Origin of the sequence: Mucilaginibacter sp., from assembly GCF_028288105.1 — a bacterium.
GTDB lineage: Bacteria > Bacteroidota > Bacteroidia > Sphingobacteriales > Sphingobacteriaceae > Mucilaginibacter.
The window spans coordinates 1-26,936 of record NZ_JAQBOI010000058.1; the positions used below are offsets into that span (position 1 = coordinate 1).

A 26,936-nucleotide genomic window follows, 5' to 3' on the forward strand; every position below is an offset into this window, starting at 1 on the left:
TAATTTCCGGCAAACAGCTTTTAGCCTGGGCCGAAAGCTATTCTTTGGATGAATTGCGCAACCCGCAGCAACTGCGTGATATTTTAACCGCCAATTACAAACAGGTAATTACAGGTTTACACGCTACCGGCTTCACCCTGTTCCCAAATAGCTTATTTGATAGCAACCGCATTAATGATATAGCCCGTTTACTTGACGTACACGAGACCGAGAAAATTTGTACAGAGGCGTTAGACAATCAAAACGTTATTATTTACAAGGTTGACGAAATATTAACCGATGCCACAAAAGACCTTGATAATAACCAAACTGTTTATACTGATGCCGGTTGGGTTAAATCTATAGCCAATAACCACCCTTTAAGCACCAACTTGTATTTACACATTGGCACCGATACCGTATCCTTTGTTAATTTCATAAATGGTAAGCTGCGTTTTTATAACACTTTTACGTTTAAGAACCACGAAGAGCTGGCTTATTTTTGCGCGCTGGTAGCAACCGAACTGGAAATTAAACCCGAAGACATCCAACTGTTTGTTAGCGGGGATATTAACGATACCGATAGGTACTTCACTTACCTTAAAAACTTTTTTGGCGAGGTAAACTTAAACGGCATACAAGTACTTGACCTGCCTGCACGCGTTGAATCTCATAAAATATTAGGCCTTGCGGCTTTATCGCTATGCGCATCATCGGAGGAAAACTAAAGGGTTTAAGGCTTAATCCGCCAAAAAATTTACCGGTACGCCCAACTACTGATCTTGCAAAAGAGGCCCTGTTCAACATTCTGCAAAATCAAATCGAGTTTGAAGATATAAAAGTGCTCGACCTTTTTAGCGGTACAGGCAACATTGCTATGGAGTTTGCATCGCGCGGAGCGGAAAAAGTTACCGGCGTTGACCGCGCCATACAATGCGTACATTATTTAAAGGATGCATCGCGCCAGCATGGTTTAACGCAAATTGAAACCTTTAAGGCCGATGTGTTTAAATACCTGGAACTTGAAACCGAGCAATACGACCTGATATTTGCCGACCCACCTTACGACCTGAACAAGATACCCGAGATACCCAAGATAGTATTTGAGAAAAACCTGCTGGTTGAAGGCGGGATGCTTATTGTTGAGCACCAATCGCTGCAAAACCTAAGTAACCACCCTGCCTTTGTGGAGCAGCGCAAATACGGGCATTCATCGTTCTCGTTCTTTAAAGCCTAACCTATTCTTCATTATGAATGAAAAAATAAGAAACCTGCAAACCACTGTCCTGTCAGATAATTGGTATGTGTTAAGAAAGGTAACCTATGAATTTTTAGGTCGGGATGGCAAATGGCAGCAACACTCGCGCGAGGCTTACGACCGCGGTAATGGCGCTACTATATTGCTTTACAATAAAGCAAACCAAACGGTGATACTTACCCGCCAATTTAGGATGCCTACTTACTTAAATGGTAACGAAAAGGGCTACATGATAGAAACCTGCGCGGGTTTACTGGATAAAGATAACCCCGAAGATTGCATCCGTAAGGAAACAGAAGAAGAAACAGGCTACAAAATATCATCGGTACAAAAAGTATTTGAGGCGTATATGTCGCCTGGTTCGGTTACCGAGATATTATACTTTTTTACTGCCGAATACACTAAAGATATGAAAGTAAGCGATGGCGGTGGTTTAGAGGACGAAACCGAGCATATTGAGGTATTGGAATTGCCATTTACCCAAGCGCTTGATATGGTAAAAAGCGGAGAGATAAAAGATGCCAAAACCATGATGCTGCTGCAATACGCGCAGATAAATGGGTTATTGGATTAATTCCATGATGTCATTTCGAACGATAGAGAGAAATCTTGTTATTACCTGCTTGTAGCCGATATGCTATTTCTAACAAGATTTCTCCTCGTACCTCGTCGAAATGACATATCGTTATCATAATTATAATTACTTTTGAATAAGCAATAACGTTATCACTTATATGAAGATAGCCCTTTTCCCTGGCTCGTTTGACCCGGTTACCAAAGCCCACGTTGATATTGTAAAACGATCTGTAGGCTTGTTTGATAAAGTTTACATTGGCATTGGTGCAAACAGCAGTAAACAAGGTTTGCTTAGCGTTAGTAAACGCGAGGATATGCTGCGTGCCGTTTTCGCAAACGACGACAGGATCCATATTGTTGCTTATGACGGCCTAACCGTTGAATTTTGCAAAAGCATAGGTGCCGATTATATGATACGCGGTATACGTACCGTATCAGATTTTGAGTACGAAAAAGCCATAGCCCAAATGAACCACGCTTTAGAGCCCGCAATTGAAAGTATTTTTATTGTGAGCAAGCCGGGCTACTCATCCATCAGTTCCAGCATTGTACGAGAGATCATCCGGTACAATGGCGATGTTTCCCAGTTTATTCCGAAAGAAGCTTTGCCATATTTGTAATAAAGCCTTCCTTTTCCAGCACATCTATGATAGACGGGAACGTGTTTTTCACTATAGTGGCTACATCTTCCTTTTTAAACCAGCGCACATCCGTAATACCTTCTTCTAACTGGGGTACTAATTTGGTCTTGCCCTTATAGCCCATTTTAAACCAATGCGTTTTTTTCAGCACTACTTCGCCTTTATAGATATAGGTATGGTAGGTTTTGCAGATCTTTTCTTCCAGGGTGTTTACCTTAATGCCACACTCCTCCTCTACTTCGCGCACGGCAGCTACTTTGGTCTTTTCTTTTTTCTCTATCTTACCTTTTGGCAAATCCCATTTATCGTTACGATAAATGAAAAGATGTTCGCCGTTCTGGTTGATCACCAACCCACCCGCGGCTTCAATTACCGCGCTGTTTTTTATAACTTTTTTCAGGAAAGCTTTTGCATCATCGCAAAGCACATAAAATAATTTGCCCGGTTGTTTATCCACCCAATGGTAAACAATTTTTAAATCAAAGTGCTCACCATCAACCTTTTGATATAGCGCCACATTTTTGGGTGTTTTCACGGTGAGTAAAATCACTTTTTCGTTAATATAAATTCTGTATTTTTGAGCCATGTTTACTAATAGTGAGACCGAACAGCAAGTAGCGGAATTTCTGCTGCAAATTAAAGCAATAAAATTACAACCTAATAATCCTTTTACATGGGCTTCCGGCTGGAAATCCCCAATATATTGTGATAACCGTATCACGTTATCGCATCCTACTATCCGTACTTACATCCGTCAGCAATTAACATCGGCCATACAGGAAGAGTTTGGCTCGGTTGGCTGTATTGCGGGTGTAGCTACCGCGGGTATCCCACAAGGTGCATTGGTTGCACAAGAAATGGGCTTACCGTTCATTTATGTTCGCGCGAAAGCTAAAGAGCATGGCACTGGCAGCTTAATAGAGGGCGAAATATCACCGGGCCAGCGTGTGGTGGTAATTGAAGATCTGATATCTACCGGCAAAAGCAGCTTACAGGCTGTTCATGCGCTGCGCGATGCCGGTTACACAGTTGCCGGCCTTGCTGCAATTTTTAGCTATGGTTTTGATATAGCGACCGAAAACTTTAAAGAAGCTAAATGCCCGTTCATTACTCTATCTAACTATAATGCATTATTAAAGTATGCCGAGCAGCACAATTATATTTCTGCTGCCGATACCGAAGTATTAAAAAAATGGCGCACACAACCCTCAACCTGGGGACAATAATATTATTATGAGTGTTTTTGAAAGTACAGTTACTGTTAACAAACCAATAGCACAGGTTTATTCGTTTTTAGCTGATATGAACAACCATCGCAAGCTAATGCCCAATAATATTACCGATTGGACATCAACCACTGATGTGGCCAGCTTTAATATTCAAAACATCACCAAGCTTTCGATAAAGATAGATGAACGTGTGGCCGATAGCCTTATCAGGATTATCCCTGCAGAAAAACCGCCGTTTGATGTAGAATTGAAATGGGAATTAAGGGAGGCCGGTAATGCGACACAGGCTGTGTTCACTATTACTGCAGACCTTAATATGATGATGAAGATGCTTGCTTCGGGGCAGCTAAAAAAGCTTGTCGACGAGGAAACAACTAACTTAGCAAACCTGCTAAATTAGTTGAGCCTCGTTTTTCCGTGGGCTAAGACCGTTTAACTTTTAAGTGGTGCACTACCACCAGTGCATTTACAATAAACAGGCTTGTTAATACAATAGTCATATAAATTAATTTAAGGGTAAACACTTGTACGTATCCTATTGCCCAATTGTTACTTCAAAAAACAATTTAATTGTATTTTATTTATTACAATGAAATAATATTCCTAAAAAGAAACTTTTTACTGTGTACGAAACATTAAAAATTCAAAACCTGTCGGCCTTAAGAAGATTAATCCCGACAAAACATTAAATATCTAAAATATTCTAAGGTTAAAATAAATTAAGTATTTACCGTATTTTTGCGCAAAATATAAGTGCAGCATGATTACGGTATCTAATTTATCTTTACGTTACGGAAAACGCACCCTTTTTGAGGATGTTAACCTTAAGTTTAGCCAGGGCAATTGCTATGGTATAATTGGGGCTAACGGCGCGGGCAAATCAACCTTCCTAAAAATATTATCGGGCGAAATTGACCCAAGCAGCGGGTCGGTAAGCTTTACCCCCGGCGAACGTATGGCTGTATTAAGCCAAAACCACTACGCGTTTGATGAATTTACAGTAATTGAAACTGTTATGATGGGCCATAAGGAAATGTATGCCATTATGAAGGAGAAAGACGCTATATATCTTAAAGAAGATTTTAGCGATGCTGATGGTGAACGCGCCGGCGAACTGGAAAACCTTTTTGCCGAAATGGACGGCTGGAATGCCGAAAGCAATGCCGCTACCCTATTGAGTAACCTTGGCATTAAAGAAGAGTTTCATTATAAACTGGTTAAAGACCTTGATAACACCCAAAAGGTACGCGTATTATTAGCGCAGGCCCTTTTTGGTAAACCAGATATTTTATTACTGGATGAGCCTACCAATGACCTGGACATCCACACCATTACATGGCTGGAGGACTTCCTGGCATCGTATGAAGCGATAGTACTGGTTGTATCGCACGATAGGCACTTCCTGGATACCGTGTGTACCCATGTTGTAGATATCGATTTTGCGAAGATGACCATTTACACCGGTAACTACACTTTCTGGTACGAATCGAGCCAGTTGGCATTAAAACAACGCAGCGATCAGAACAAGAAAACTGAAGACCGCGTAAAGGAATTGCAGGAGTTTATCCGCAGATTTAGCGCTAATGCTTCCAAATCAAAACAAGCAACCAGCCGTAAAAAAGCTTTAGACAAGATCAACCTTGACGAGATACAGCCATCGAACCGTAAATACCCGGGAATTATATTTAATAACCAGGGCCGCGAGATTGGTGATCAGGTATTGCAAACTGAAAAGCTTGGCAAAACCCTAAACGGCGAAGTGCTGTTTGCCAACGTTGACTTTATGGCTAACAAGGGCGATAAAATTGCTATCCTGTCGCAAAACAGTTTAGCTACATCTGCCCTATATGATATTTTAACCGGCAAGGATAAAGATTATACCGGCAGCTTTAAATGGGGAGTTACCGTAAACCTGGCCGACATACCTATTGATAACGCTGAATACTTTAAAGGTAAGGACATGAACCTTATCGACTGGTTGCGTGAATACTCGGCCGGCGAAAAGGATGACCAGTTTATCCGTGGATTTTTAGGTCGTATGCTATTTAGCGGCGAAGAGGTATTGAAGAAAAGCAACGTTTTATCGGGTGGCGAAAAAATGCGCTGCATGTTTAGCCGCATGATGCTGCAATCTGCCAACATGTTGTTATTAGATGAGCCAACCAACCACCTTGATCTGGAGTCGATCACGGCGTTAAACAACGGCATGCAAGATTTTAGGGGTAATATCATTTTCACCTCCCGGGATCATGAACTGGTGCAAACTGTTGCAACCCGTATTATTGAAATAACACCGGGCGGTGCAATAGATAAACTAATGACCTACGACGAATACATTAACAGCGAAGTGGTTCAAAAACAACGCGAAGAAATGTACGCTATAGCGTAACTAATAGGGCAACAAACACGTCTTACGCCTATATGAAACGTATACTGTTTGTTGCCCTTTTTCTTATCCCCTCCCTGTTTGCTAATGCCCAGATATTTGAAGGTCTTGTAAAAGATGCCAAAACCAATTTGCCGTTACCATATGTTAATGTTGGTATTATAGGCAAAAGCGTAGGTACCGTTACCGATAGCGCGGGCCGTTATAAGCTTAATTTAGCAAACCATGATACCGATAGCTTAAAACTATCGATGATCGGCTATAAGGCCCTCACCTACCAGGTAGCAAACTTTTTAAAGAATGCTAACACACATAAAACCTTATTACTACAACCTGCTGTTACCCAGTTAAAAGAGGTAAAGGTTAATAACCACAAGTGGAAAGAGGTGATATTAGGCAATACCACACAATCCAAATCAAGCAACGCAGGTTTCAGGGATAATAGATTGGGATATGAGATAGGATCCATCATTAAGATAAAAAAATCGCCCATCTACATAAAACAGTTCAACACTGCTATTGCAAGCGAGATAACAGACTCTGTAAAACTTAGGCTTAATTTCTATTCGGTGAAAGATGGCATGCCTGATCAATTGCTGCAAAATCAAAATATATTTGTAACCGTAAAAAAAGGCCAGCAAAATTTGAATGTTAACCTTGAGCCATATAACATTTATGTTGATGACAAGTTTTTTGTAAGCCTGGAGTGGATCCAGAACGCGAAAGGCCATGGCGTTATGTTCTCGGCTAATTTAAGTTTATTTGGCGGCGGCTCTATTATATCCCGCGACACCAGTCAAGATAAATGGGAAAAAGTTAGTATTGCCGGCATTGGCTTTAATGTGCTGGCCGAATATTAAAGAAATTCCCCTACGACTTCCAATAGCCCCCCCGCAAAATAGGCTATGCTAAGGCTAAAAGCCCTTCAGCACTTGCTTTCTTCCTTCTTCTATAAACAAACCAAAAGTTTAACCCTAAGTAGTTATCGCTATACCTCGGGGGATGACATAATAAGTGTAAATAACAGGATTAATAAGGTCCAATTTTACAATCAAGATAGTTGCAGCTGGTGATATTCAAATAAATCAGCAAAATATCCCTCGTCACATCATACCTCAATTTTGTGCCTTTTTATGTGTACATGGTTGCTAAATAAGTCGTGTAAATTTGTTTAAAAGTTAAAATTACACCTTTAAGAAACCTTCAATTCCTAAGCTATGAAAAATATATTCCTAACAGGAGCTGTAATAATGCTCTTATTAATATCCTGCAAAAAAGATTTGGGCATTTCAGCAGACGGCTTAAAGGCAGATAATAAAAATATTGCCCTGGCAAGCCCCGACCCAACATTTACCACGGTAAGCAATTACCTTGGAAACGGCGCAGAGGAAGTCTTAAATGGCCCCCTGAACATCGCGAGAGCTAACTTACCTAATGATATAGCTATCGGCCCTGATGGTTATATTTACTTTACTGACGTCGGAGGTTACACGATACGGAAGATTAGCCCGGATGGGATTGTAAGCAACTTTGCGGGGAGTGGTGTAATTGGTAATTGCAATGGCCCTGCTTTAAAAGCGCAAATAGGGATCCCACAAGCTATCGTGGTTACTAATGACGGCATTATGTACATGTGTGACGTATTATCCAGCAAAATACGGAAGATTGAGAATGGGATAGTTACTACTTTGGCGGGCTCTCCTGCGCAGGAAATTGGAGACGTTGATGGCGTAGGTCTGCAGGCAAGGTTTCAAGGACCCACCGGCATAGCCCTGGGTCCCGATGGTTCATTGTATGTGACAGATGCAGGTAACCACAAGATAAAGAAAGTTACGCCGGCGGGTGTTGTAACAACGATTGCCGGGAGTACCGAAGGATTTGCCGATGGCCCGGCTTTACTTGCTAAATTTTATTTACCTATTGACCTGGTAGTTCTTGAAGATGGTACAATCGTAGTAACCGATGGTCAGGATCATAAGATCAGGAAAATAAGCCCTGCCGGGGTAGTAAGCACTTTTGTAGGCGGAGTAGAGGGAGATGCTGATGGCTTGGGCACAAGCGCCAAAATCAGCGCCCCGACGGGCATCACTTTAGCACCGAATGGCACGATTTATTTTTCTGACAGCCACAATCACAAGATCCGTAAAATCTCACCATCGGGATTGGTAACAACTGTTGCCGGTAGTGAGCAAGGATTTTTGGACGGCCCTGTATTGCAGGCAAGGTTTACATTGCCGCAAGGGTTGGTGTGTTTAAATGACCTGATATATGTTTGTGATTTTGGAAACAACCGCATTAGAAAGATAGAATAAAATCCCTTTCAAGCCGGCTCGAAAAAGATAACAACAAAACAACCACGGAACATCATTAATTCTTAGGCTATGAAAAATATATATTTAACAGGAGCTGTAATGATGCTCTTACTATCCTCGTGCAAAAAAGATTTGGGCATTCCAGCAGACGGCTTACAAGCAGATAATAAAAATACTATTCTGGCCACTCCCGACCCAACATTTACTACGGTAAGCACTTACCTTGGAGACGGCAGGCGTGAAACTTTAGATGGGCCTCTGAACATTGCAAGGACTTCTCAACCTATTGCAATTACTAACGGCCCGGATGGTTCTTTATATTTTTCGGCACTTCGGGGCTCCAAAATACGGAAGATCAGCCCGGATGGGATTGTAAGCACCATTGCCGGAAGCGGTGTATTTGGTTATTGCGACGGCCCTGCTTTAAAAGCGCAATTCAGTTCTATGGGGCCACTTGTAGTTACTAACGACGGCATTATATACATGAGTGACGGAGTGTATAACAAAATACGGAAAATTGAAAATGGAATGGTTACTACTTTTGCAGGCTCTACTGCAGGTTCTCCAGATGGCACCCGCGGAGACGTGGATGGCGTAGGTCAGCAGGCAAGGTTTTATGGGCCCGCCGGCATAGTCTTAGCTCCCGATGGCTCATTGTATGTTGCAGATTCATATAACCACAAGATCAAGAAAATTACGCCGGCGGGTGTTGTAACAACAATTGCCGGAAGTACGGATGGATCTGCCGATGGCCCGGCTTTACTTGCCAAATTTGTTCATCCTTATGCCATAGTAATTCTTGAGGATGGTACGATTGTAGTGGTTGATAGCAACGATCACAAGATCAGGAAAATAAGCCCTGCAGGGGTAGTAAGCACTTTTGCAGGGGGAGCAGAGGGATATGCTGATGGTTTGGGCACAAGCGCCAAATTTAGCAGCCCAAGTGGCATAGCTTTAGCACCAAATGGCACGTTATATATATCTGATAATGGAAATCAAAGGATACGTAAAATTTCGACATCGGGATTGGTAACCACTATTGCAGGTGGTGCACTAAGTGGTTTCCAGGATGGCCCTATATTACAGGCAAGGTTTAGTTACCCTGAAGGACTGTTGTATTTAAATAACGCGATCTATATTTGTGATGTATATAACAACCGCATTAGAAAAATCGAATAAAAGCAAAATAGCCGGCTCGAACTATTTAAGAAAGTGGACAATCTCGATAACGAAATACTTCCTCTATAAAAACCTAATCTTTAAAATTCTTGAATTAGTCAGGTAGCTATAAAGCATCAATAGCGAAGTGTACCTTGTAAGAAGGAATTTTTATTTACAAGGCAAGTTTATAGTATTGCATAAAATTAATTGCCAATCAGGTTTATTTGCAAGCTGTTTACATATCAAAACTATTGTAAGAGAAAAGATAAAAACATTAGTAGTTACCGCTATAGATTGTATATTTGCATCCCCAACAAAAATGCATTCATGACTTGGTAGCTCAGCTGGTAGAGCAACTGACTCTTAATCAGTGGGTCGAGGGTTCGAACCCCTCCCAGGTCACCAATCAAAAGCTTTAGAACTTATGTTTTAAGGCTTTTTTTGCTTAACGTATGAACCGGTAAATAAATCAACACAGCATTACTACTACACCTACAGCTTCCACATTTAACCTAACCCAAACTATAACTCTCACTTAGTTCGGACTATTATTGTATAGACTTATCAATTCCAGAAAATATAATTATTGGACAGAGCGTAGGTGAAATCTCTAAAACACATTTTTTAATAATTAGTAACGGCGTGGCTTTAAACCTTCCGAGACACGTTTATGAAAAAGCACCACTTTACAGTGAATTTCTCTAATCTGTGATAAATATCGTATAGGTGAACAGAAAGGTTGTGTATTAAAAAAAATAGTTAATATTTAACTTTAGGGTAATAATACGCCATAGTAATTAACCGGACGTCAATTAAAATTAACCAAATATCTTAAACCTTTAAATCACTTAAGTTATGAAAAAAGCACTATTGGCCATACTTGCTGTTGGCCTGCTGGCAGCGTCCTGTAAAAAGGATATGAAAACTGACGGCATTAAACCGGTAACCATTGATGCAAATGCAAAGAAGTATAAAGTAAACTTTGCAGTCAGTCAATTTTCGCAAACGGTAGGCAATATCGATTTACACAAAGCATCGCAGCTAATGTCCACTAAATCGCTGGCTGCTGATACCTCAACGCTTAGTAAAGCTATAAATCAGTATTTTTACCTGGTTTATGATGCCAATGGAAAAGAGGTAAAAAGAATTTTCCGTACAGCCCAGAACTCAGGATTTCAGGATATTTTTCATGAAGATGGTAAGGAATACAATAGCCCGACATTACCAGGATTAGAAATAGGTGCAACTACAGCAAATCCGTTTAATGTAATTACCGACTCGTTGGCAGCCGGCTCCTATACCATTGTCGTAACCGGTTCTAACAAAGAACTTGGAATCAATAATGATGACATTAACGATTTTGAATCTGACTTTACATTTTACAATCCGCTATTACCTCCCTTAAATCGCGATTCTTCATCAAGAGCTGCTGTATATGTAGGTCAGGGATTAGATCCTCTGCCCCGATCGCAGGAAATCTACTTTGGCAAAATACAGATTACTGTGGGTAATCAGAACAGTACGCAAAGCATTTGTATAAATCGTATTGTTGGGCAGCTTGAACTTAATTTGGAAGAGTCCATACCAAATAATGTAGCTTATATAGGTGTGGCACGGGAGGGTGAATTAGAAGGTTATTTATTTTACAATGAAGTACCTTTTGGATATACTTTTTTAGCTGATCAACCGATAAATCAGGATGCTGAAGTCGGCCAAATCAATGCGTCTGATAGAGGGAAACCTAACTATAAAACTGACCGGTTTGTTGTGAATACTGTAACGCCTATTAATGTTAAACTAATTGCTTTAGATGCCAGCTTTAACGTTATAGTTCAAAAGACTGTTCCTAATGTAAGGATCTATAAAAATAAACGAACCATAATATCCGGTAAGTTATTTAGTACAGGCCCGGCTTCGCAGCAGTTTACTATCAATGCTAACCAAGCCTGGGCACCAGATGCGCCTGTAATTCACTTTTAATTAAGAGCTTCAACCCTATGCAAATTAGACCCTGCTTGCGTAAAGCAGGGTTTTGTTATTGTGCATTTGCTATAAAACAAAGGCTAATGCCTTACCGGCGATTTGTGATCGCAGAAACTACTGAACATATTTTATCCAACCGATGCGCTTAACATAGTACCTGTTTTTAAGAAATTTCTGCGGTTTTGATTTTCCATATCTAATGGTGTTGTTGTAATATTTAGTGTTTTAATTTCACACCGGTGTTCAATCCCTCGAGTTTAATTTCCAACCCTTTTTTGCAGGTGTTCAGGATAGCGCGCGCCTTCAATTTGTATGTTAGATGCGGCTTCCTCTATCAAAGAGAGATCATCTGCGGTTAGTTCAACCTTAACCGAACCAAGATTTTCTTCAAGGCGATGCAATTTGGTTGTGCCCGGGATTGGTACTATCCATGGCTTTTGTGCAAGCAACCATGCCAAAGCAATTTGCGCGGGGGTAGCGTCTTTTTCTTTCGCGATACTTGCCAAAAGATCTACCATGGTCTGATTATTCTTCCTGGCTTCAGTAGAAAAGCGAGGCACTATGTTGCGGAAATCGGTACTGTCAAATTTAGTACTTTCATTTATCGCTCCGGTAAGAAAACCTTTACCCAGCGGGCTAAATGGAACAAAGCCAATTCCTAATTCTTCAAGGGTTGGTATAATCTCTTTTTCTGGTTCTCTCCACCATAAAGAGTACTCGCTTTGCAGGGCGGCCACCGGCTGTACCGCATGCGCTTTACGTATGCTTTGTACACCGGCTTCAGACATACCAAATTGTTTAACCTTGCCCTCTTGTATCAGATCCTTAACCGTGCCGGCAACATCTTCAATGGGCACATTCGGGTCAACGCGGTGTTGGTAAAATAAGTCTATATGATCTGTTCTCAATCTTTTAAGAGACGCTTCAGCAACCTCCCTGATGCGCTTTGGGCTGCTATCCAAACCTGCTTTTGAATCGCCGCCGGCAAATCCAAATTTGGTGGCAATCACTAAATCCTTGCGGAAGGGTTCAAGTGCCTCGCCCAATAATTCTTCATTGGCAAAAGGGCCGTAAGCTTCGGCAGTATCAAAAAAGGTAACACCCTTTTCAACTGCTGCCCGCAAAAGCTTAATAGCTTCAGTTTTATCTGTAGCAGGCCCGTAGCCAAAGCTCAAGCCCATGCAGCCTAATCCAAGTGTTGATACTTCAAGTCCGCTATTTCCTAATTTTCTATATCTCATGTTGAATACTGTTATTGTTAAACATTTCAAATAACTAATTCATACAAATGTCGATAGTATCAACTTCGGCTTTGTTATACCAATTACTGTATTAACTACCATTATTACTGATTTGGGTATGCAGCTAATACAAACAAAATTGGATAGATTATCTTTGAATAAGAAAACGAAAAGCAATGGAAAATGTAATGCGGATCGACACCATCGGCCAATACAATGCACTTAATAATAATGAAACCTTGCACCCGCTGGTTAATATAGTCGACCTTTCGAAAGCCGACAAAAGGCCAAACCGCCGAAGTAATTATGGTTTTTATGCCGTATTTCTGAAAGAGATCAAATGCGGTGACCTGCATTATGGTTGTAACTATTACGATTACGAAGAAGGCACTTTAGTATTTGTTGGGCCGGGGCAAGTAATTGGTGTTGAGAACAACGGCGAGCTTTACCAGCCAAAAGGACAAGCTTTAGTATTTCACCCAGATCTGCTTAAAGGCACATCGCTTGGCCGCCATATTACAGATTATAATTTCTTTTCGTATGAAGTACATGAGGCGCTACATTTATCTGAGAGCGAGCGGAAGATCATTTACGACTGTTATGAAAAGATAAGATACGAACTGCATCGGGGCATTGATAAGCACAGCAAAACACTGATCGTTAGCAATATAGAGTTATTGCTTAATTATTGCGTGCGTTTTTATGATAGGCAATTCATAACACGTGAAAATGTCAATAAGGGAATCCTGCAAAAATTCGAGGAATTGTTGAATGAATATTTCGGCTCTGACAAACCAAGGGAATTAGGTTTGCCATCTGTTAGTTTTTGTGCTGATCAGTTAAACCTCTCAGCAAATTATTTTGGCGACCTGATCAAAAAGGAAACAGGAAAATCAGCCCAGGAGTATATTCAACTAAAAACAATGGATGTTGCAAAAGAAAAGATTTTTGATACCTCCAAATCGGTGAGCGAGATAGCATATGAATTAGGGTTTAAATACCCGCAGCATTTTACTCGGTCTTTTAAACAACATGTTGGTTATACACCCAACGAATACCGGATGCTGAATTAAGGCTTTTACATGCAAATGAACAAAGTACTATAGATTAGTTATTACCTCTATTCATCATTCTATTTCAAACCGAACTCAGTCAGCAAACCTAATTTTACAACACTCATATCATTAGCCATTTTCGCATAAATATCTTCGTAATGCTTACACATTTCGTTGATAGCGTTGGTATAAAGCTCATAGAGGTCACCCTTTGATTCTTCTAAAGCATGCTTAATTTCATCCGTCAGATCAAGAACCTTCAGGTATAAATCTTTTGATTTTAGGTTTGATGCGATCATAAGATCATTTGTTAACGATACATCAAAGTAAAGGCTGATAAGATTATATTTCCAGTTCTCCGCATCAAGTTTCTGCATGTAGGTATTTAATTTCATCATCTCTTTGTTAAGGAAGTCCAGGCTTTTTTCACTTCTCGAATTATTGTAGTTCTTCCAATAGCCAATATTCTTTTTAACAATAGCCATCTTCTCTCCTGTCACATAGTAAAAGTTCTCGGCTATGTCAACCTGTTTATTCCTGTAAGTTTTTTTAAGCTCAGTATCTGACTTTCTTTTATCACCAACGTAAGAGAATAAGCCAATTAAAGTCTGTGTAAGTAAGGCGCCTATTAATCCCGAATAAGCACTTACCTGAAGTAGGGTGCTGTTATCTTCCATATCATTTAAGTTATTGTTTTAATCGTCTAATACTGGTTGGTTAGATAGTTTGTTAAAATCATCTAAGGCAGACTTGAACTTGAAGTACCTTTGTTTTTCAAACAACCCAAACTTCTGTTTAATATCTTCAAGCATTTCAACCGCTTCAGCCATAAACAAGCGTAGCTGTTCAACCTCCTTTAAGTTTTCCATTTTAATTAATTTATTTTCAAAAATAAAAAATACAATTCAATTATGCTAATATTTTTAGCATAAAAATACGATTTTATGGTTAAAATTACGGTTAAATGATGCTTCATATTTATTTGTATAAATTACAACTTGCTCTTTATTAGTATAATATGAGCAAAAATATGTGAATTATATTGTGTAGTAACCTATAGTTACAAACATTTAACTTTACAGAAACATAAAAAATAGTTTGTCGGCTTGTATACCCCTAAAGCCACATTAAGTCGTCTATTCTGTGTTATTAATCAAATTATAACCAATAACATTAATATGAAAAAACTATTAATTGCCTTTCTGGCTTTTGGGTTACTGGCAGTATCCTGCAAAAAAGATTTACCAAAATTGAACGTTAATCCTAATACCCCTCCTAATACTGCTAATGCAAAAAAACACAAAGTAACCTTCACCGTTAGCCAGTTTTCGCAAACGGTAGGCGATATTGATTTAAAACGGCCGTCGGCCTTAATGGCTAAAAAGGGTGTAATGGCTACCAGTACATCTGCACTAAGCGATGCTTTGGCTGAATATCATTATATCGTTTATGATGAGGCAGGAAGTGAAATTAAACGGATAACTCGTTATGCTAATAATAATACCATGTCTATCTATCACCAGGATGGGAAGGACTATGGTAATCGTATTCCGGGCTTAGAGTATGTAACTAATACCGCTCCGTTTAATGTGATCACCGATTCGTTGGCAGCCGGCAATTATACAATTGTGGTAACAGGTTCAAGTGGTGCAATTATTATTAATACCGATAAAACGAGTTTTGGAGACCCGATATATCGCCCTATAAGGCAATCGTCGCCTACTACCAATTATGTTGACCTGGCAGCGGTATATGTAGCAGAAGGTGTAGATGCTATACCCCGCTCTGTTGAAATATATTTTGCTAAATGTAATGTTACAATTGGCGATACTGATGCGACACATAGCCTTACCCTAAACAGGATTGTAGGCCAGTTGGAAGTTAACCTGGAAGATGCCATTCCTAATAATGTAGCTTATATACAGGCCGGCAGAAGTGGCGAGTATAAAGGGTTTTCATTTGAATACGAGGTACCATTTGGAGAAACTATGATTGGTGATGATGAAAGATATGCTGACGTCACCCCCAATGTAATTACCTCTGCTGATATAGGAAAGACCAATTATAAATTGCAGCGCTATATTCTAAATACACAGGTTCCAATTACTATTGTCCTTAAAGCCTATGATGCTGCCAATAATCTTATTGTAAGAAAAGAAATAAACAATGTGCGGTTTTATAAAAACAAGCGAACAATATTATCCGGTAAATTATTCAATACCGGGCCTGCCGCTACGCAGTTTACAATATCTGCTAACCAGGCCTGGGGCCCGGATAACCCTATTATTCATTTTTAAAATATAACACCTTATCTCAAAATTAACTATCGCTTTTTGGCTATTCATCCTGTAGCAAAAACTCGCCTTTTGTTAACCATGATATCCCGAATGCCCAAAGAGCGATAGTTTTTAATTAAAAGTATAATAAAAAGTAGTCCCGCATAAAAAAAGGCCTTCCTGCGTATGCAGGAAGGCCTTTTTTTATGCTTAAGCTGTATGATTAAATATACTTGTTATCTATTCTTCGGTACGTTTATGGCGATAAGCATTGCTTTCGCGAATCCAGTGATCTGCAGAAAAAGTCCCTGATCCGGCTATCCATATTACTACCAGCATTATAAAAACAATAACTGACAACCAAAGCTCGGTATTAACAAAAGTGAGCCCCTTTGTAATGTTCACAAAAAACATTGCACCCAATACAATAGGCATTTGAATAACTACAGACAAACGGGTAAGCAGGCCGGCAATAATAAGCATGCCGCCTATAACATGGGCAAACGCCACAATGTGTATAAGAACAACTGCCAATAAACCCGAAAAATCAAATGTGCTGTTGTGGAAGATCCAATCTTGCTGAACACTTGTGCTGCTGATAAATATAATACCCTTGGTAAATATTATCATTCCAAGAATTATACGAATTATATCAAGCCATTTGGGATGATGAAGATCACCCCAATGTTCAATTCTGCGAACCATGTTCATGATGCCCTCCTTTTTAAGAATGTTTGTAATTGGTACTGATGAAGTTACAATAAAACAAATCAAAATCAAATTAGTTTTGCAACAATTAAAACCCGCAGTTTCTTAAGTCATTCTAATTACAACAGTACCCCTTTTAAATCAGCAGGAGAATAATTGATTGATTTTAATGTTTTATTATCGGCCGTTCTGAATACCAAAAACTTTGCTTCCTCCTCTTTAAAGTAAGATTCGCTGTTGTCTTTTTGCTTATAGTGCGCTATGGTTTGGTTAGCCTCTTCTATCGAGTTACAAGCTTTACTCATGTTTGAGCGGTGTACTTCATCAAACAAGGCCTTAAATTTATCACCCAAACCAAACTCTAAAATGGCACCAGCCAATACGTATTGAATATCACAAAGCGCATCGGCAATTTCTACCAGGTTATTATCGGCAATGGCATCCTGCAACTCCTTAACCTCTTCGGCCAAAAGTGACACCCTTAAATCGCACCTTGCTTTTGATGGAATGGTGGGCTGTTCTAAAACCGGGTGTTTAAATGTTTTATGAAATTCTGCAACTTTATTTAATGGAGAGGCTTCTTGCATATTATAATAGCTAAATGGTTTAATGATCAGCCAAAGCTAATAATTTTCGATATTCTTTATAAAGTGATTATCGGCATTGAAACTAACAGAATTTGAGATTAAAAATACAGTCTGTAATTATATATGTAGCCCTGACAAAGGCCATATCACCTGTTTTATAAATTGCTCATGAAAAAGCAAAGGCATAGGCACTATCAGCCAGAAAAACACCCAAAACCGGGCAATTAATTTATTCTCTAAAAATGTGATCTTTTTGATAATGAATATCTTTTCGAGCAATACCAACGCGCCTTGTATAACAAAGTATAATAATGGCAAACCATAACCGCTGTTTACCGGAACGCTTAATGCCAGTTCGTGCAGTAGCCCCGAGAATATAAAAGCAACCATTAGCGCGCCCGCGCTTCCTATTTTATTTTTTAGCGGGCGGAATATAGCAACCGATGTCATTTCGCTAAAAGCGATATTCCAGCGTTTACTCCATAATTCGGTAAGGCTTAATGCTTTTGCAGGCTGCCTGAACAAATAGTAAGTATTTACCCCCGAGAAACGCCACATACCCGCGCTGATACTTAAAAACCCGAAATGCAATATCAGGCTTAATCCAAGTAATAGCATTGCACTCACCAATATATAAGTCAGGTTATGGTTTAGATGTATAGATACAACTACATGCGCAAATAAAATAAGCAACAAGCCTGCTATGATCCGGCTGATACCAAACCGCACCATTGGCCAGGCATTTGGTAAAGGTTTTTGGCCCAGGGTTTCAAAAGGCTGGGCCCTCATCCCTACCCATCCAACTGCATATATAATCCACTGTTTAAAACTAAGTGTCAATGGTTTGTTTTTATAGCCTTCGGTTACCGCTATAACCTTCATACCGGTAAAAGTGGTTGCTATTATGGCTAACATTTTAAGTATGGGGTGCTCCTGCAAAAAAAACAGATATATGAGCAGGATACTTGCCACAAGCATTATCCAGCCGGCCAAAACCATTTTTCTTTTTAAAAAAATGTACCCAATCAGCACAACTGCAAGGTTTAGCAATGCAAAATAAATTAAATGCAATACCAGTTCCGTTCTCATAATTGCTGATAGTTAATGTAAAAGGCCTGGCTATAAGCAATACTTAAAAATATAAAGAGCGCAACCAAAAGTATCTCAGCAAATTTATTCCACCCGCCGGCAGGGAAATTGGTTCTGTCGAAATATAAAAACTGAATCAACACCCGTGATATCCCATAAACTGCAATAAAACCGGTCATTACCATAGCAAGTACAGAACCATTAACCAGTTCCTTGTAGGCAAATACAGAAAGTAAGCCGAAACATAGGTTTATTACGAGGATGTAAGCTGCGTAGGTCCAAAACATTTGTTTAATTAAAGGCTGAACCTTTAACAATTCAACCCGCCACTTAAGGATACCCGGAATGGCAAGGCTGCCAATTACCAACACTATTTGGGCTAAACCGGCAAACTTAATTAAGGCGTTTATATCAATCTGTAATGCTGCCATCTACCCTATTACTTATTTTTCTCTAAAGCAAAGGTAATTAAATTATTAAACTTTCAATAATTACTGAAATTATAATTACCGCATTGGCAATATGCTCTAATAAAAGCTCATCTTGTGAAAACAATTAGCCGAAGGGATTTTTTTGGCAACTCCCCCCCCATTCATAGGCTTTAGCTTTTATATGCTCTTCTAATTCAGTATTTCATGAAATTGCTTAGTTGTTTTAGGTATTAAAGCTCCGCGAAGCTTTTGATAACCCTCCTCAAATGAAAATCGAAAATCCGCGAATATCCTGCCTTTTAATGAAAGTGGTATTTCGCAATTATCTATTAATATGGGTAAAATTATATTTTCTTGTATAGATATCTCATTTATTATTGTTGCAGACAATTCAAAACTAACCCATTTTGAATTTACACTCCTCTTTGACAGAACAATAATGAAGTAATCTGTATTATTTATCGCATTAGTTATTCTATCAGCAATAGTGTCACTTATAGTAATCCTCCTCTCATTTGCCAATGTCATTATTCCGTCCTTATTCAACCGGAGTAAAAGTTGGTTTACGAATTTTTCATCTTGATGGCTGTGGCTAATAAAAACTTTGATCATAATTTACGGGATGAAATATGCTTTATGTATTTATTTAATTACATTCTCATAGTGTTAAGAGCCGTCAAACAGATGGCATATCTTATATTTAATCATTAGTTTAAAATTAGGGTTTATAAACTAAAGATAAACAGTTAGTTGCCTATTTTACCGAGTAAAAATACCTTATTTTAAAAACACGTATTATTACCTTGTTTAGGGGCGATGTTATTTCATTTTCTCTTTATTACAGGTGTAACCCGGCTACGAAATTACCATTATTATGAACATGATGCTGTTGTTAAACCATGTTCTCCTTTTTTTAACACATTTTTAATAAAAATGTAGATTATTTAGATAGATATTATCATAATTAAATATTTACCTGGTTCTTTTATTAAACATTATATTAAATTATCTTTATCAAATAAAGAAGTTTTACCACCATTTTTTGTGAAAACAATTAGCCGAAGAGATTTTTTGGGCAAGGGCGCAATGCTTGCGGGCGGCACCTACCCCGCCATGTTGGCTTTAGGATTATTACGCCCCGCCCCTGCACATGCATTTAATTTAGATGGTACAGGCAACGGCAAACACATTGTTATTTTAGGGGCCGGCTTAGCAGGTATGACATGTGCCTATGAGCTAACAAAACTGGGCTACCGCTGTACTGTTCTTGAAGCCCGGCAAAGAGCAGGTGGCCGTTGCTGGAGCATCCGCAATGGCAGTACCCAAACAGAGATTGATAAACCCACAGTTACCGCACATTTTGATGAAGGCCAGTACTTTAATGTAGGTCCGTCGCGTATACCGCATAACCACGAACTTACCCTACATTATTGCAAAGAACTGGGTGTACCCATACAGGTTTATAACAATGTGAACGAAGGTGCGTACTATTTCGCCGAAGGTAAAGGCCCTTTATCAAACAAAAAGATAAAGGTACGCGAGGTACACAACGATATTCGCGGCTACATGAGCGAGATGCTGGCAAAAAGCATTGACCATAGCAATCTCGATGGTGCATTAACTAAAGAAGATGCTGAAAAGGTTATTGAATACCTAAAAGCCGAGGGCGGACTTGATGTTGACAAACTATACAAAGCATCGGCGCGTCGTGGATATACCGAGATGTATGGCGCAGGTGATAAACCCGGTAAAATTGGCGACCCAAATAAATTGGCAGATCTGATACATTCCGGCTTAATGGATCCCGATTTTTATAATGTAGCCGAATATACTTACGAACTGCAGATGACCATGTTTCAGGCTGTTGGTGGCATGGATAAAATAGCATTGGCATTAGAGAAAAAGATAGCGCCTTTTTTAAAGATGGGTACCGAAGTTAAAGAGATAACCAACCTGCCCGAAGGTGTAAAGATTTTGTATACCGATGCCACAGGCGAACATTCAATCAATGCCGACCTGTGTATTTGCACCCTTCCTCTGCCTGTGCTAAGTAATATCAATCATAATTTTTCTGGTGATGTAAGCCGGGCTATCGATTATATAGGTTACATCCCTACCGGGAAAATTGGCCTGCAGTTTAAACGCCGCTTTTGGGAAGAAGATGAACACATTTATGGCGGTATTACCCATACCAATAACGATCTGACGCAGGTATTTTACCCATCGTATGATTACCTGGGTAAAAAAGGCATCCTGATAGGATATTATAATTTTAATGAGAAAGCGCAAAAGATAGGTGCTTTAAGCTACGCCGACCGTGAAAAATTCGCTTTAGAAAAAGGCAGACTGATCCATTCGCAATATGATAAGGATTTTGAAAACTCATTCTCGGTTAGTTGGCATAAAACAAAATATAGCCTTGGCGGATGGGCGGTTTATAACACCGATACCCGCAAAAACCAGTATCCCGCACTGTTAAAGCCAGATAGGCAGGTTTATTTTGCCGGCGAGCACTTAACCTATTTAAACGCGTGGATGGCCGGGGCATTTGAATCGGCACGCAGCACCGTAGCGGCTTTGCATGCAAGGGTTAACGGGCAACGGTTACAATATCCGGCACAACGATGAAAAAACTAAACTAAAACTAAACTAAAAAATACCTACAATGGCAAATTCAATTAACCGCAGAAACTGGATCAGATCCAGCGCCTTCATAGCCGGGGGACTGGCTTTTTGTTCAGGCACCATCAGCAAGCTATCGGCTATGCCAAAACGTGTGCTCAGGTCTGTACGCAACATAAACGATCAGGAAGCTGTGTTAAATGGCCCCCCTGAACTAAAGGCAAGATTATTAGCTAATGAAAACCCCTTCGGCCCATCGGCGGCGGCTAAAAAAGCTATAGCCGAAGCCATTGACAAAAGCTACCAGTACCCCTTTATGCTGCTATCACAACTGTCTGGCAAAATTGCAGCTTATGAAGGTGTAGCGCAGAAAAATATTTTAATGGATGCCGGCTCTACCCCATTACTATTAGCTGCCGCGTTAAACTATACCAAAGGCGGTAAAAATGTAATAACCGGCGACCCATCTTACGATGATCTGCCTTCACGGGCCGAAGAATTGGATGGCAAATGGATAAAGGTGCCATTAACCGTCGATTATAAATTAGACCTTGATGCCATGGAAGCCAAGGTAGATGCCAACACTGGCCTGGTTTACATTTGTAACCCCAATAACCCAACCGCTACTGTTGTTGATACCGAAAAACTGAAAGCTTTTTGCGAACGTGTATCTAAAAAAGCAACCGTGTTTGTAGATGAAGCCTATATTGATTACCTGCCCGACCCACAGGCGGCATCAATGTTAAGCATGATTAAAGCCGGGCACAATGTTATTGTGGCACGTACTTTTTCTAAACTTTACGGTTTTGCCGGGTTGCGATTGGGATATATCATCTCTCAGCCGGATACTATTAAGGCATTTGAAAAATACACCACGCAAGCCTGGAGTATATCAGCCACTACATTATCTGCCGCCCTTGCCGGTTACCGCGAAACAGATTTCCTGAATGATACCTTGAAAAAAACCAACGCGTCAAAAGAGTATCTGTATTCTGTGCTAAAGAAAGAGGGCTATGATTATATCCCTTCATCGGCAAACTTTGTGATGTTCCCTTTAAAAATGGATGGTAAAAAGTTTTCTGCAGAGATGTTTAAACGAGGTGTAGGCATCCGCGACTGGAAATTTAACGGCAAAGACTGGTGCCGCGTAAGCATTGGCCGAATGGACGAAATGGAAACCTTTGCAGCAGCATTTAAAGAATTATCTTAATTTGGAGTAAGGACGAAAGACAAAGGAGAAAGGACATCCTTTGTCTTTCTTCCATTTATCTTTTATCTAAAAAAATGCGTAAACTAACATTAACACTACTATTAGCGGGCTCTATCTATTTAAGCCAGGCACAAACCGTAACCCCAAGGCCGCTTACCATGGCAGAATATACCAAGGCGCAAACTTTTAACATCGCCGACTTGGATAAGGACACCTATGTAAAGTTCGAGAACACTTACGTGCTGGATAGGTATGAAGGCCGTAAGCCTTACTTCATTACCGGCAGCGATGGCCTAAAAAAGCGTATCGACCTATATAAATTGATAGCCAAAGAAGGCATGCAGGAAATTGGCACCATGGTTTTTTATACCAACGAAAAAGGTAAGCAATACAAAGCTTTAGTGCCAGATTTTACTGCCGATGCCAAAGTTTGGGAACAATACTTTCAGGATATTGACAATATCAATAAGGTAGAAACCAATTTCATCCTTAAGCTCTCTTATATACTATCCAAAGAACTAAGCTTTCAGCAATATAAGTTACTGAACGGCGGCAAGGATATGAAGGAGGAATCGGCTACCTACGGTAACGATATCTGTTTCCCGGGTGATGAAATGGTGACCATGGCCAGCGGGGCTAAAAAGCTGCTTAAAGATGTAAAAAGCGGCGATAAAGTTATTACTGTTGACCCTGCAACCAAAATAGCATCGGCAGTAAAAGTTAAAGAGTTAACCACACACAATGCTAAGAACTATGCTTTAACCAAACTGGTATTGGTATCGGCACAAGTGAAAGGTCAAGATATAAAATTGAACAGCAAGGTATTGCAGGCTACACCAAACCACCCAATGCTTACCAAACAGGGTAACCAAAAAATTGGTGAAATTGCTGTAGGCCAGGATGTATTATGCCTTAACGAGCAAACCGGCAAATATGAGGCCTATACTGTTCTGTTAAAAAACGAACATGCCGGCGGCACCCAAAAAGTTTATAACATAATAGCCGATGGCGGCAGCACTATTATCATGAACGGCGTTATGGTGATGCAAAAATAAGCTTAACAGCTACTGAATTGAAAAAAGGGCTTATTTGATAGGCCCTTTTTTGTTTTAATGATGACAGGCCTGACCAGGGTTACTGTCTTGATATAAACATGATGTTCAAAAATCGACAACTGATTTTTTAATACAATTTGGTACACTTGCCAAATATTCTACCCTACTATCTATTATGACCAAACCGGCACATCCTATTTATAATTTACATTTTGCACTGGTTTGCCTAAGCTCACTCTTATTCTCGGCAAGTTTTAATATGCTTATACCCGAGCTGCCCTCTTACTTAAGCAGCCTTGGTGGTGGCGAGCATAAAGGATTAATTATCGCACTGTTTACACTTACAGCGGGTATCTCCCGCCCATTTAGCGGCAGGTTAACTGATACACTTGGCCGTGTACCAGTTATGGCTGTCGGTTCTATAGTATGTTTTGTATGCGGCTTTCTGTATCCCATACTGGGTAGCGTAGCGGGTTTCCTGTTCCTGAGGTTACTGCATGGTTTTTCAACAGGTTTTAAACCGACGGCGACGGCTGCCTATGTGGCCGATATTGTTCCCCGTGAACGTTGGGGCGAGGCATTAGGTTTTCATGGTATTTGTTTTAGTACCGGCTTAGCTATTGGTCCGGCCATCGGCAGTACCATCAGGCTTTATTTTTCGCTTAATACTTTGTTTTATACTTCATCTTTTCTGGCGCTGATGTCTATCATCATATTGATGAATATGAAAGAGACACTGAAAGTGAGACAGAAATTTAGCTTATCCATCCTCAAAATATCACGTAAGGATATCATTGCTGTTGAGGTTTTGCCTGCTGCTATTGTTACGCTGTTATCCTATGTGGCTTACGGCGCTATCTTAACCGTAATCCCCGATTGGAGCCAGCATTTAGGCATCGTAAATAAAGGCCTGTTTTTTATGGTATTCACCATCGCATCTTTGCTGATAAGGTTTGTGGCAGGTAAGATATCAGATAAATATGGCCGAATCTACGTAATTAACTCGGGGCTGGTATTACTGGTTATCGCTCTTGTAGTTATAGGTTACGAAAAAACTGCTATGGGTTTATTGACAGGTGGTGTTATTTATGGTGTAGCCACTGGTATCCTCTCTCCCGCCCTTAACGCGTGGACGGTAGATATGAGCCATCCCCAATATCGTGGTAAAGCCATGGCAACCATGTATATTTCTTTAGAAGCAGGTATAGGTTTGGGGGCTTTGATCTCGGGTTGGTTTTACCAGGATGTTATTGGTATGGTACCGTACATTTTATACAGTACCGCGGTAATTACCATTTTGGCGATCATCTATATGATGTTCCGTTCTAAAACACCTATGAAGCATCAAGAGGATGTATTAATAGAGGCTGAAGTTTAACTAACAATCTGCATAAACCCACATTTACGAAAATATGCTATCCATAAATAAGTGTCGGCTAAAAGATCAGCTGATGAGATATTTTGGTTGATGCTGAGTGCCGAAATAGCTTCGTATAAATTGGTGTGCTTCTTACATTCCTGCAACAACAGGTACTGCATTTCGGTAATTTCTTCAAATACAATGCGGTAATTTTTCCTGCTAATAGCCGTAAAGGTTTTTTGGGGCGATGGTAATTCGTACTCATCTTCCCGGTAAACCGATTCAAAGAATTGCTTCATCGGGAAATCAAGCTTCAGCAACTGCAGGCAATCGGGTATGCTGATATTTAGTGCACTAAAAAATATGTCCTGTATGTTTACAGGATTAATATCAGTTATATCGCTTTCTGTGCCGGGTGCGCGCATGGCAACCTGCCGGGCACGTTCAACCCTGGCTAAAGTCGCGGGAATATCGAAATATGCATTATCAGCCCCTTCTTCTGTTTGAGGTTTGGTTTTATCCAAAAAATCAGGGAAGTCTTTACCCAGGTCGTATAAAGTGAACGAGGTAGACGGATGGTACATCAGGTAAGCTTTCGCGAAACTATCGAATACTTCATCGCCCATAAATTTCTTGCTGATAGCATAATCGGCATACATACAATCCAGCAGCCTCAGCATATAGCCCGAACTGTATACATTTAAACGTGCATGTACCGATGCCTTGCCTTCATCAGATACTACATCATCTTCGCTCACATTATACATCTGGTTAGCTAACCCGATCTTCTGCTTTAAAAAGCCGGGAGCCATTACCACAGTACGCAGCCAATTTTGCAAAAATGCCGTATCCTGTTTAACCATTTGATGCTTGTAATTGAAAATCGACAGGATTGGATACCGGCATATTAGGCGAACGGTAAACGCCTTCATCGGGGATATTGCCTTTCAGCACTTCCCTTGCCTTAAAAAGTTCCTCCAGCAGTTCGGGATAGTCGGGTATTTTGGCGTCCCACTCCAGTAAGGTACTTACGCCGCCCGTTAATTGTTGTGCCTGTTGATATAGTTTCCAAACTTCAGATGGCACGGGCTGGTCGTGTGTATCTACCAATAAATCGCCGCAATCTGTAGGGCCGGCAATGTGCATTTGTACAATATGCTCATACGGCAGGCTATCAATGTATTTAACTGCATCATATCCATGGTTATGTGCCGATACAAAAACGTTATTCACATCAAGCAGTAAACCACAACCCGTTTCTTTAGCCAATGCAGACAAAAACTCCCATTCGGGCATGGTTGAAGCTTTAAACTGAAGATAAGTTGATGGGTTCTCTAATATCAGCGGGCGTTTTAAATAATCCTGAATGCGTAATACACGTTCGGCAACATGGTCAAGGCTTTCTTCGGTCATGGGCATGGGCAACAGATCGTGCGTATTGGTGTATGCAACACCCGTCCAGCACAGGTGGTCAGAGATCCATTCGGGTTCTACAACTTCGGCAAGTGCTTTTAGTTTTTGCAGATAGATGTAGTTTATAGGGTCGGTACTCCCTACAGATAAAGAAACCCCGTGCATAACTACCGGCACTTGCTTGCGTACATGCATTAACACATGGCTGGCAAAGCCAAAGTCATCCATAAAATTCTCGCTGATTATCTCAAACCAGTCTACCTCCGCCGGGTTTTGCAGCAGGTAGTTAAAATGTTTATTTCGTAAACCCACGCCAAGGCCCAAATTTGGCAGGCCCAGGCGTGGTTTAGTATTTATGCTCATG

28 protein-coding genes and 1 tRNA gene are annotated in these 26,936 nt (G+C 40.2%); 18 read left to right on the forward strand and 11 right to left on the reverse strand.

The features are described from left to right. The 4 genes from JWQ85_RS04010 to coaD all read left to right on the forward strand — a co-directional run. Window positions 1-707: DUF3822 family protein (locus JWQ85_RS04010; protein WP_299464296.1), on the forward strand; the 707-nt coding region annotated here is incomplete at its 5' end. Further along, window positions 683-1,216 carry a 16S rRNA (guanine(966)-N(2))-methyltransferase RsmD gene (gene rsmD / locus JWQ85_RS04015; RefSeq protein WP_299464299.1) on the forward strand — a complete coding sequence of 178 codons (534 nt, stop codon included), beginning with the start codon at window positions 683-685 and terminating at the stop codon, window positions 1,214-1,216. The genes JWQ85_RS04010 and rsmD, both read left to right, overlap by 25 nt. A gap of 13 nt (window positions 1,217-1,229) precedes the next feature. Continuing rightward, the gene (nudK, locus tag JWQ85_RS04020) at window positions 1,230-1,811 is read left to right on the forward strand and encodes a GDP-mannose pyrophosphatase NudK (protein WP_299464302.1); all 582 of its coding nucleotides are present in this window, start codon (window positions 1,230-1,232) and stop codon (window positions 1,809-1,811) included. A gap of 160 nt (window positions 1,812-1,971) precedes the next feature. After that, window positions 1,972-2,433, forward strand: a complete 462-nt coding sequence (gene coaD, locus JWQ85_RS04025) for a pantetheine-phosphate adenylyltransferase (RefSeq protein ID WP_256537188.1) — start codon at window positions 1,972-1,974, stop codon at window positions 2,431-2,433. On the opposite strand, the gene JWQ85_RS04030 is transcribed toward coaD, so the two are convergent. Continuing rightward, a complete protein-coding gene (locus JWQ85_RS04030) occupies window positions 2,402-2,989 on the reverse strand; it encodes an NUDIX domain-containing protein (RefSeq protein ID WP_299464313.1) in 588 nt (195 codons plus the stop codon). The genes coaD and JWQ85_RS04030 overlap by 32 nt on opposite strands. Window positions 2,990-3,038: 49 nt before the next feature. On the opposite strand from JWQ85_RS04030, the gene pyrE reads away from it, so the two are divergent. The 8 genes from pyrE to JWQ85_RS04070 all read left to right on the forward strand — a co-directional run bounded on the left by pyrE (window position 3,039) and on the right by JWQ85_RS04070 (window position 11,522). After that, window positions 3,039-3,680: an orotate phosphoribosyltransferase gene (gene pyrE / locus JWQ85_RS04035; protein ID WP_299464316.1), complete on the forward strand. Its 642-nt coding sequence runs from the start codon at window positions 3,039-3,041 to the stop codon at window positions 3,678-3,680. A gap of 7 nt (window positions 3,681-3,687) precedes the next feature. Continuing rightward, complete coding sequence (locus tag JWQ85_RS04040) at window positions 3,688-4,083, forward strand: SRPBCC family protein (protein ID WP_299464319.1); 396 nt, start codon at window positions 3,688-3,690, stop codon at window positions 4,081-4,083. Between the two features lie 360 nt (window positions 4,084-4,443). Further along, on the forward strand, window positions 4,444-6,072 hold the full coding sequence (locus JWQ85_RS04045; RefSeq protein ID WP_299464322.1) for an ABC-F family ATP-binding cassette domain-containing protein: 1,629 nt from the start codon (window positions 4,444-4,446) through the stop codon (window positions 6,070-6,072). Window positions 6,073-6,104: 32 nt separating this feature from the next. Next, on the forward strand, window positions 6,105-6,929 hold the full coding sequence (locus tag JWQ85_RS04050; RefSeq protein WP_299464325.1) for a carboxypeptidase-like regulatory domain-containing protein: 825 nt from the start codon (window positions 6,105-6,107) through the stop codon (window positions 6,927-6,929). A gap of 357 nt (window positions 6,930-7,286) precedes the next feature. Further along, on the forward strand, window positions 7,287-8,381 hold the full coding sequence (locus JWQ85_RS04055; RefSeq protein WP_299464328.1) for an SMP-30/gluconolactonase/LRE family protein: 1,095 nt from the start codon (window positions 7,287-7,289) through the stop codon (window positions 8,379-8,381). Between the two features lie 69 nt (window positions 8,382-8,450). Further along, the gene (locus JWQ85_RS04060; protein WP_299464331.1) at window positions 8,451-9,560 is read left to right on the forward strand and encodes a hypothetical protein; all 1,110 of its coding nucleotides are present in this window, start codon (window positions 8,451-8,453) and stop codon (window positions 9,558-9,560) included. Window positions 9,561-9,871: 311 nt separating this feature from the next. Next, window positions 9,872-9,947 (forward strand) — tRNA-Lys (locus JWQ85_RS04065). Between the two features lie 450 nt (window positions 9,948-10,397). Beyond that, entirely contained in the window at window positions 10,398-11,522 is a 1,125-nt protein-coding gene (locus tag JWQ85_RS04070; protein ID WP_299464333.1) for a hypothetical protein, read from the forward strand. Window positions 11,523-11,782: 260 nt separating this feature from the next. Here JWQ85_RS04070 and JWQ85_RS04075 read toward each other — a convergent pair whose 3' ends face one another. Beyond that, a complete protein-coding gene (locus JWQ85_RS04075) occupies window positions 11,783-12,766 on the reverse strand; it encodes an aldo/keto reductase (protein ID WP_299464336.1) in 984 nt (327 codons plus the stop codon). A 176-nt stretch (window positions 12,767-12,942) separates the two neighbouring features. Between JWQ85_RS04075 and JWQ85_RS04080 the strand changes: the two genes are divergently transcribed. Beyond that, on the forward strand, window positions 12,943-13,839 hold the full coding sequence (locus JWQ85_RS04080) for an AraC family transcriptional regulator (RefSeq protein WP_299464339.1): 897 nt from the start codon (window positions 12,943-12,945) through the stop codon (window positions 13,837-13,839). A gap of 59 nt (window positions 13,840-13,898) precedes the next feature. On the opposite strand, the gene JWQ85_RS04085 is transcribed toward JWQ85_RS04080, so the two are convergent. Continuing rightward, window positions 13,899-14,498 carry a hypothetical protein gene (locus JWQ85_RS04085; protein WP_299464342.1) on the reverse strand — a complete coding sequence of 200 codons (600 nt, stop codon included), beginning with the start codon at window positions 14,496-14,498 and terminating at the stop codon, window positions 13,899-13,901. A gap of 18 nt (window positions 14,499-14,516) precedes the next feature. Then, a complete protein-coding gene (locus JWQ85_RS04090) occupies window positions 14,517-14,690 on the reverse strand; it encodes a hypothetical protein (protein ID WP_299464345.1) in 174 nt (57 codons plus the stop codon). A 309-nt stretch (window positions 14,691-14,999) separates the two neighbouring features. Here JWQ85_RS04090 and JWQ85_RS04095 point away from each other — a divergent pair, with 309 nt between their 5' ends. Then, entirely contained in the window at window positions 15,000-16,118 is a 1,119-nt protein-coding gene (locus JWQ85_RS04095) for a hypothetical protein (RefSeq protein ID WP_299464348.1), read from the forward strand. A 219-nt stretch (window positions 16,119-16,337) separates the two neighbouring features. Here the strand turns inward: JWQ85_RS04095 and JWQ85_RS04100 are convergent, their stop codons facing one another. From JWQ85_RS04100 to JWQ85_RS04120, 5 genes are all read right to left on the reverse strand, one after another. Further along, window positions 16,338-16,808, reverse strand: coding sequence for a DoxX family protein (locus JWQ85_RS04100; protein ID WP_299464351.1), 471 nt, complete (start codon window positions 16,806-16,808; stop codon window positions 16,338-16,340). Window positions 16,809-16,924: 116 nt separating this feature from the next. Then, window positions 16,925-17,392: a nucleoside triphosphate pyrophosphohydrolase family protein gene (locus JWQ85_RS04105; RefSeq protein WP_299464354.1), complete on the reverse strand. Its 468-nt coding sequence runs from the start codon at window positions 17,390-17,392 to the stop codon at window positions 16,925-16,927. Between the two features lie 117 nt (window positions 17,393-17,509). Continuing rightward, complete coding sequence (locus tag JWQ85_RS04110) at window positions 17,510-18,481, reverse strand: MBOAT family protein (RefSeq protein ID WP_299464356.1); 972 nt, start codon at window positions 18,479-18,481, stop codon at window positions 17,510-17,512. Then, a complete protein-coding gene (locus JWQ85_RS04115; protein WP_299464358.1) occupies window positions 18,478-18,912 on the reverse strand; it encodes a hypothetical protein in 435 nt (144 codons plus the stop codon). The genes JWQ85_RS04110 and JWQ85_RS04115 overlap by 4 nt, the downstream gene beginning before the upstream one ends. A 189-nt stretch (window positions 18,913-19,101) precedes the next feature. Further along, window positions 19,102-19,524 carry a toll/interleukin-1 receptor domain-containing protein gene (locus JWQ85_RS04120; RefSeq protein ID WP_299464360.1) on the reverse strand — a complete coding sequence of 141 codons (423 nt, stop codon included), beginning with the start codon at window positions 19,522-19,524 and terminating at the stop codon, window positions 19,102-19,104. A gap of 432 nt (window positions 19,525-19,956) precedes the next feature. Here JWQ85_RS04120 and JWQ85_RS04125 point away from each other — a divergent pair, with 432 nt between their 5' ends. The 4 genes from JWQ85_RS04125 (at window position 19,957) to JWQ85_RS04140 (ending at window position 25,177) form a co-directional block, all read left to right on the forward strand. Beyond that, on the forward strand, window positions 19,957-21,540 hold the full coding sequence (locus tag JWQ85_RS04125; protein WP_299464363.1) for an FAD-dependent oxidoreductase: 1,584 nt from the start codon (window positions 19,957-19,959) through the stop codon (window positions 21,538-21,540). A 37-nt stretch (window positions 21,541-21,577) separates the two neighbouring features. After that, window positions 21,578-22,744 (forward strand): histidinol-phosphate transaminase, encoded by a 1,167-nt coding sequence (locus JWQ85_RS04130; RefSeq protein WP_299464367.1) that lies wholly within the window; start codon window positions 21,578-21,580, stop codon window positions 22,742-22,744. 74 nt (window positions 22,745-22,818) lie between these two features. After that, on the forward strand, window positions 22,819-23,799 hold the full coding sequence (locus JWQ85_RS04135) for a Hint domain-containing protein (protein WP_299464369.1): 981 nt from the start codon (window positions 22,819-22,821) through the stop codon (window positions 23,797-23,799). 175 nt (window positions 23,800-23,974) lie between these two features. Next, a complete protein-coding gene (locus JWQ85_RS04140; protein WP_299464371.1) occupies window positions 23,975-25,177 on the forward strand; it encodes an MFS transporter in 1,203 nt (400 codons plus the stop codon). Here the strand turns inward: JWQ85_RS04140 and JWQ85_RS04145 are convergent. Beyond that, on the reverse strand, window positions 25,174-26,022 hold the full coding sequence (locus tag JWQ85_RS04145; protein WP_299464373.1) for a DNA-binding domain-containing protein: 849 nt from the start codon (window positions 26,020-26,022) through the stop codon (window positions 25,174-25,176). The genes JWQ85_RS04140 and JWQ85_RS04145 overlap by 4 nt on opposite strands. Next, window positions 26,015-26,935 (reverse strand): DUF692 domain-containing protein, encoded by a 921-nt coding sequence (locus JWQ85_RS04150; protein WP_299464376.1) that lies wholly within the window; start codon window positions 26,933-26,935, stop codon window positions 26,015-26,017. The genes JWQ85_RS04145 and JWQ85_RS04150 overlap by 8 nt, the downstream gene beginning before the upstream one ends. Window position 26,936 lies beyond the last annotated feature (1 nt).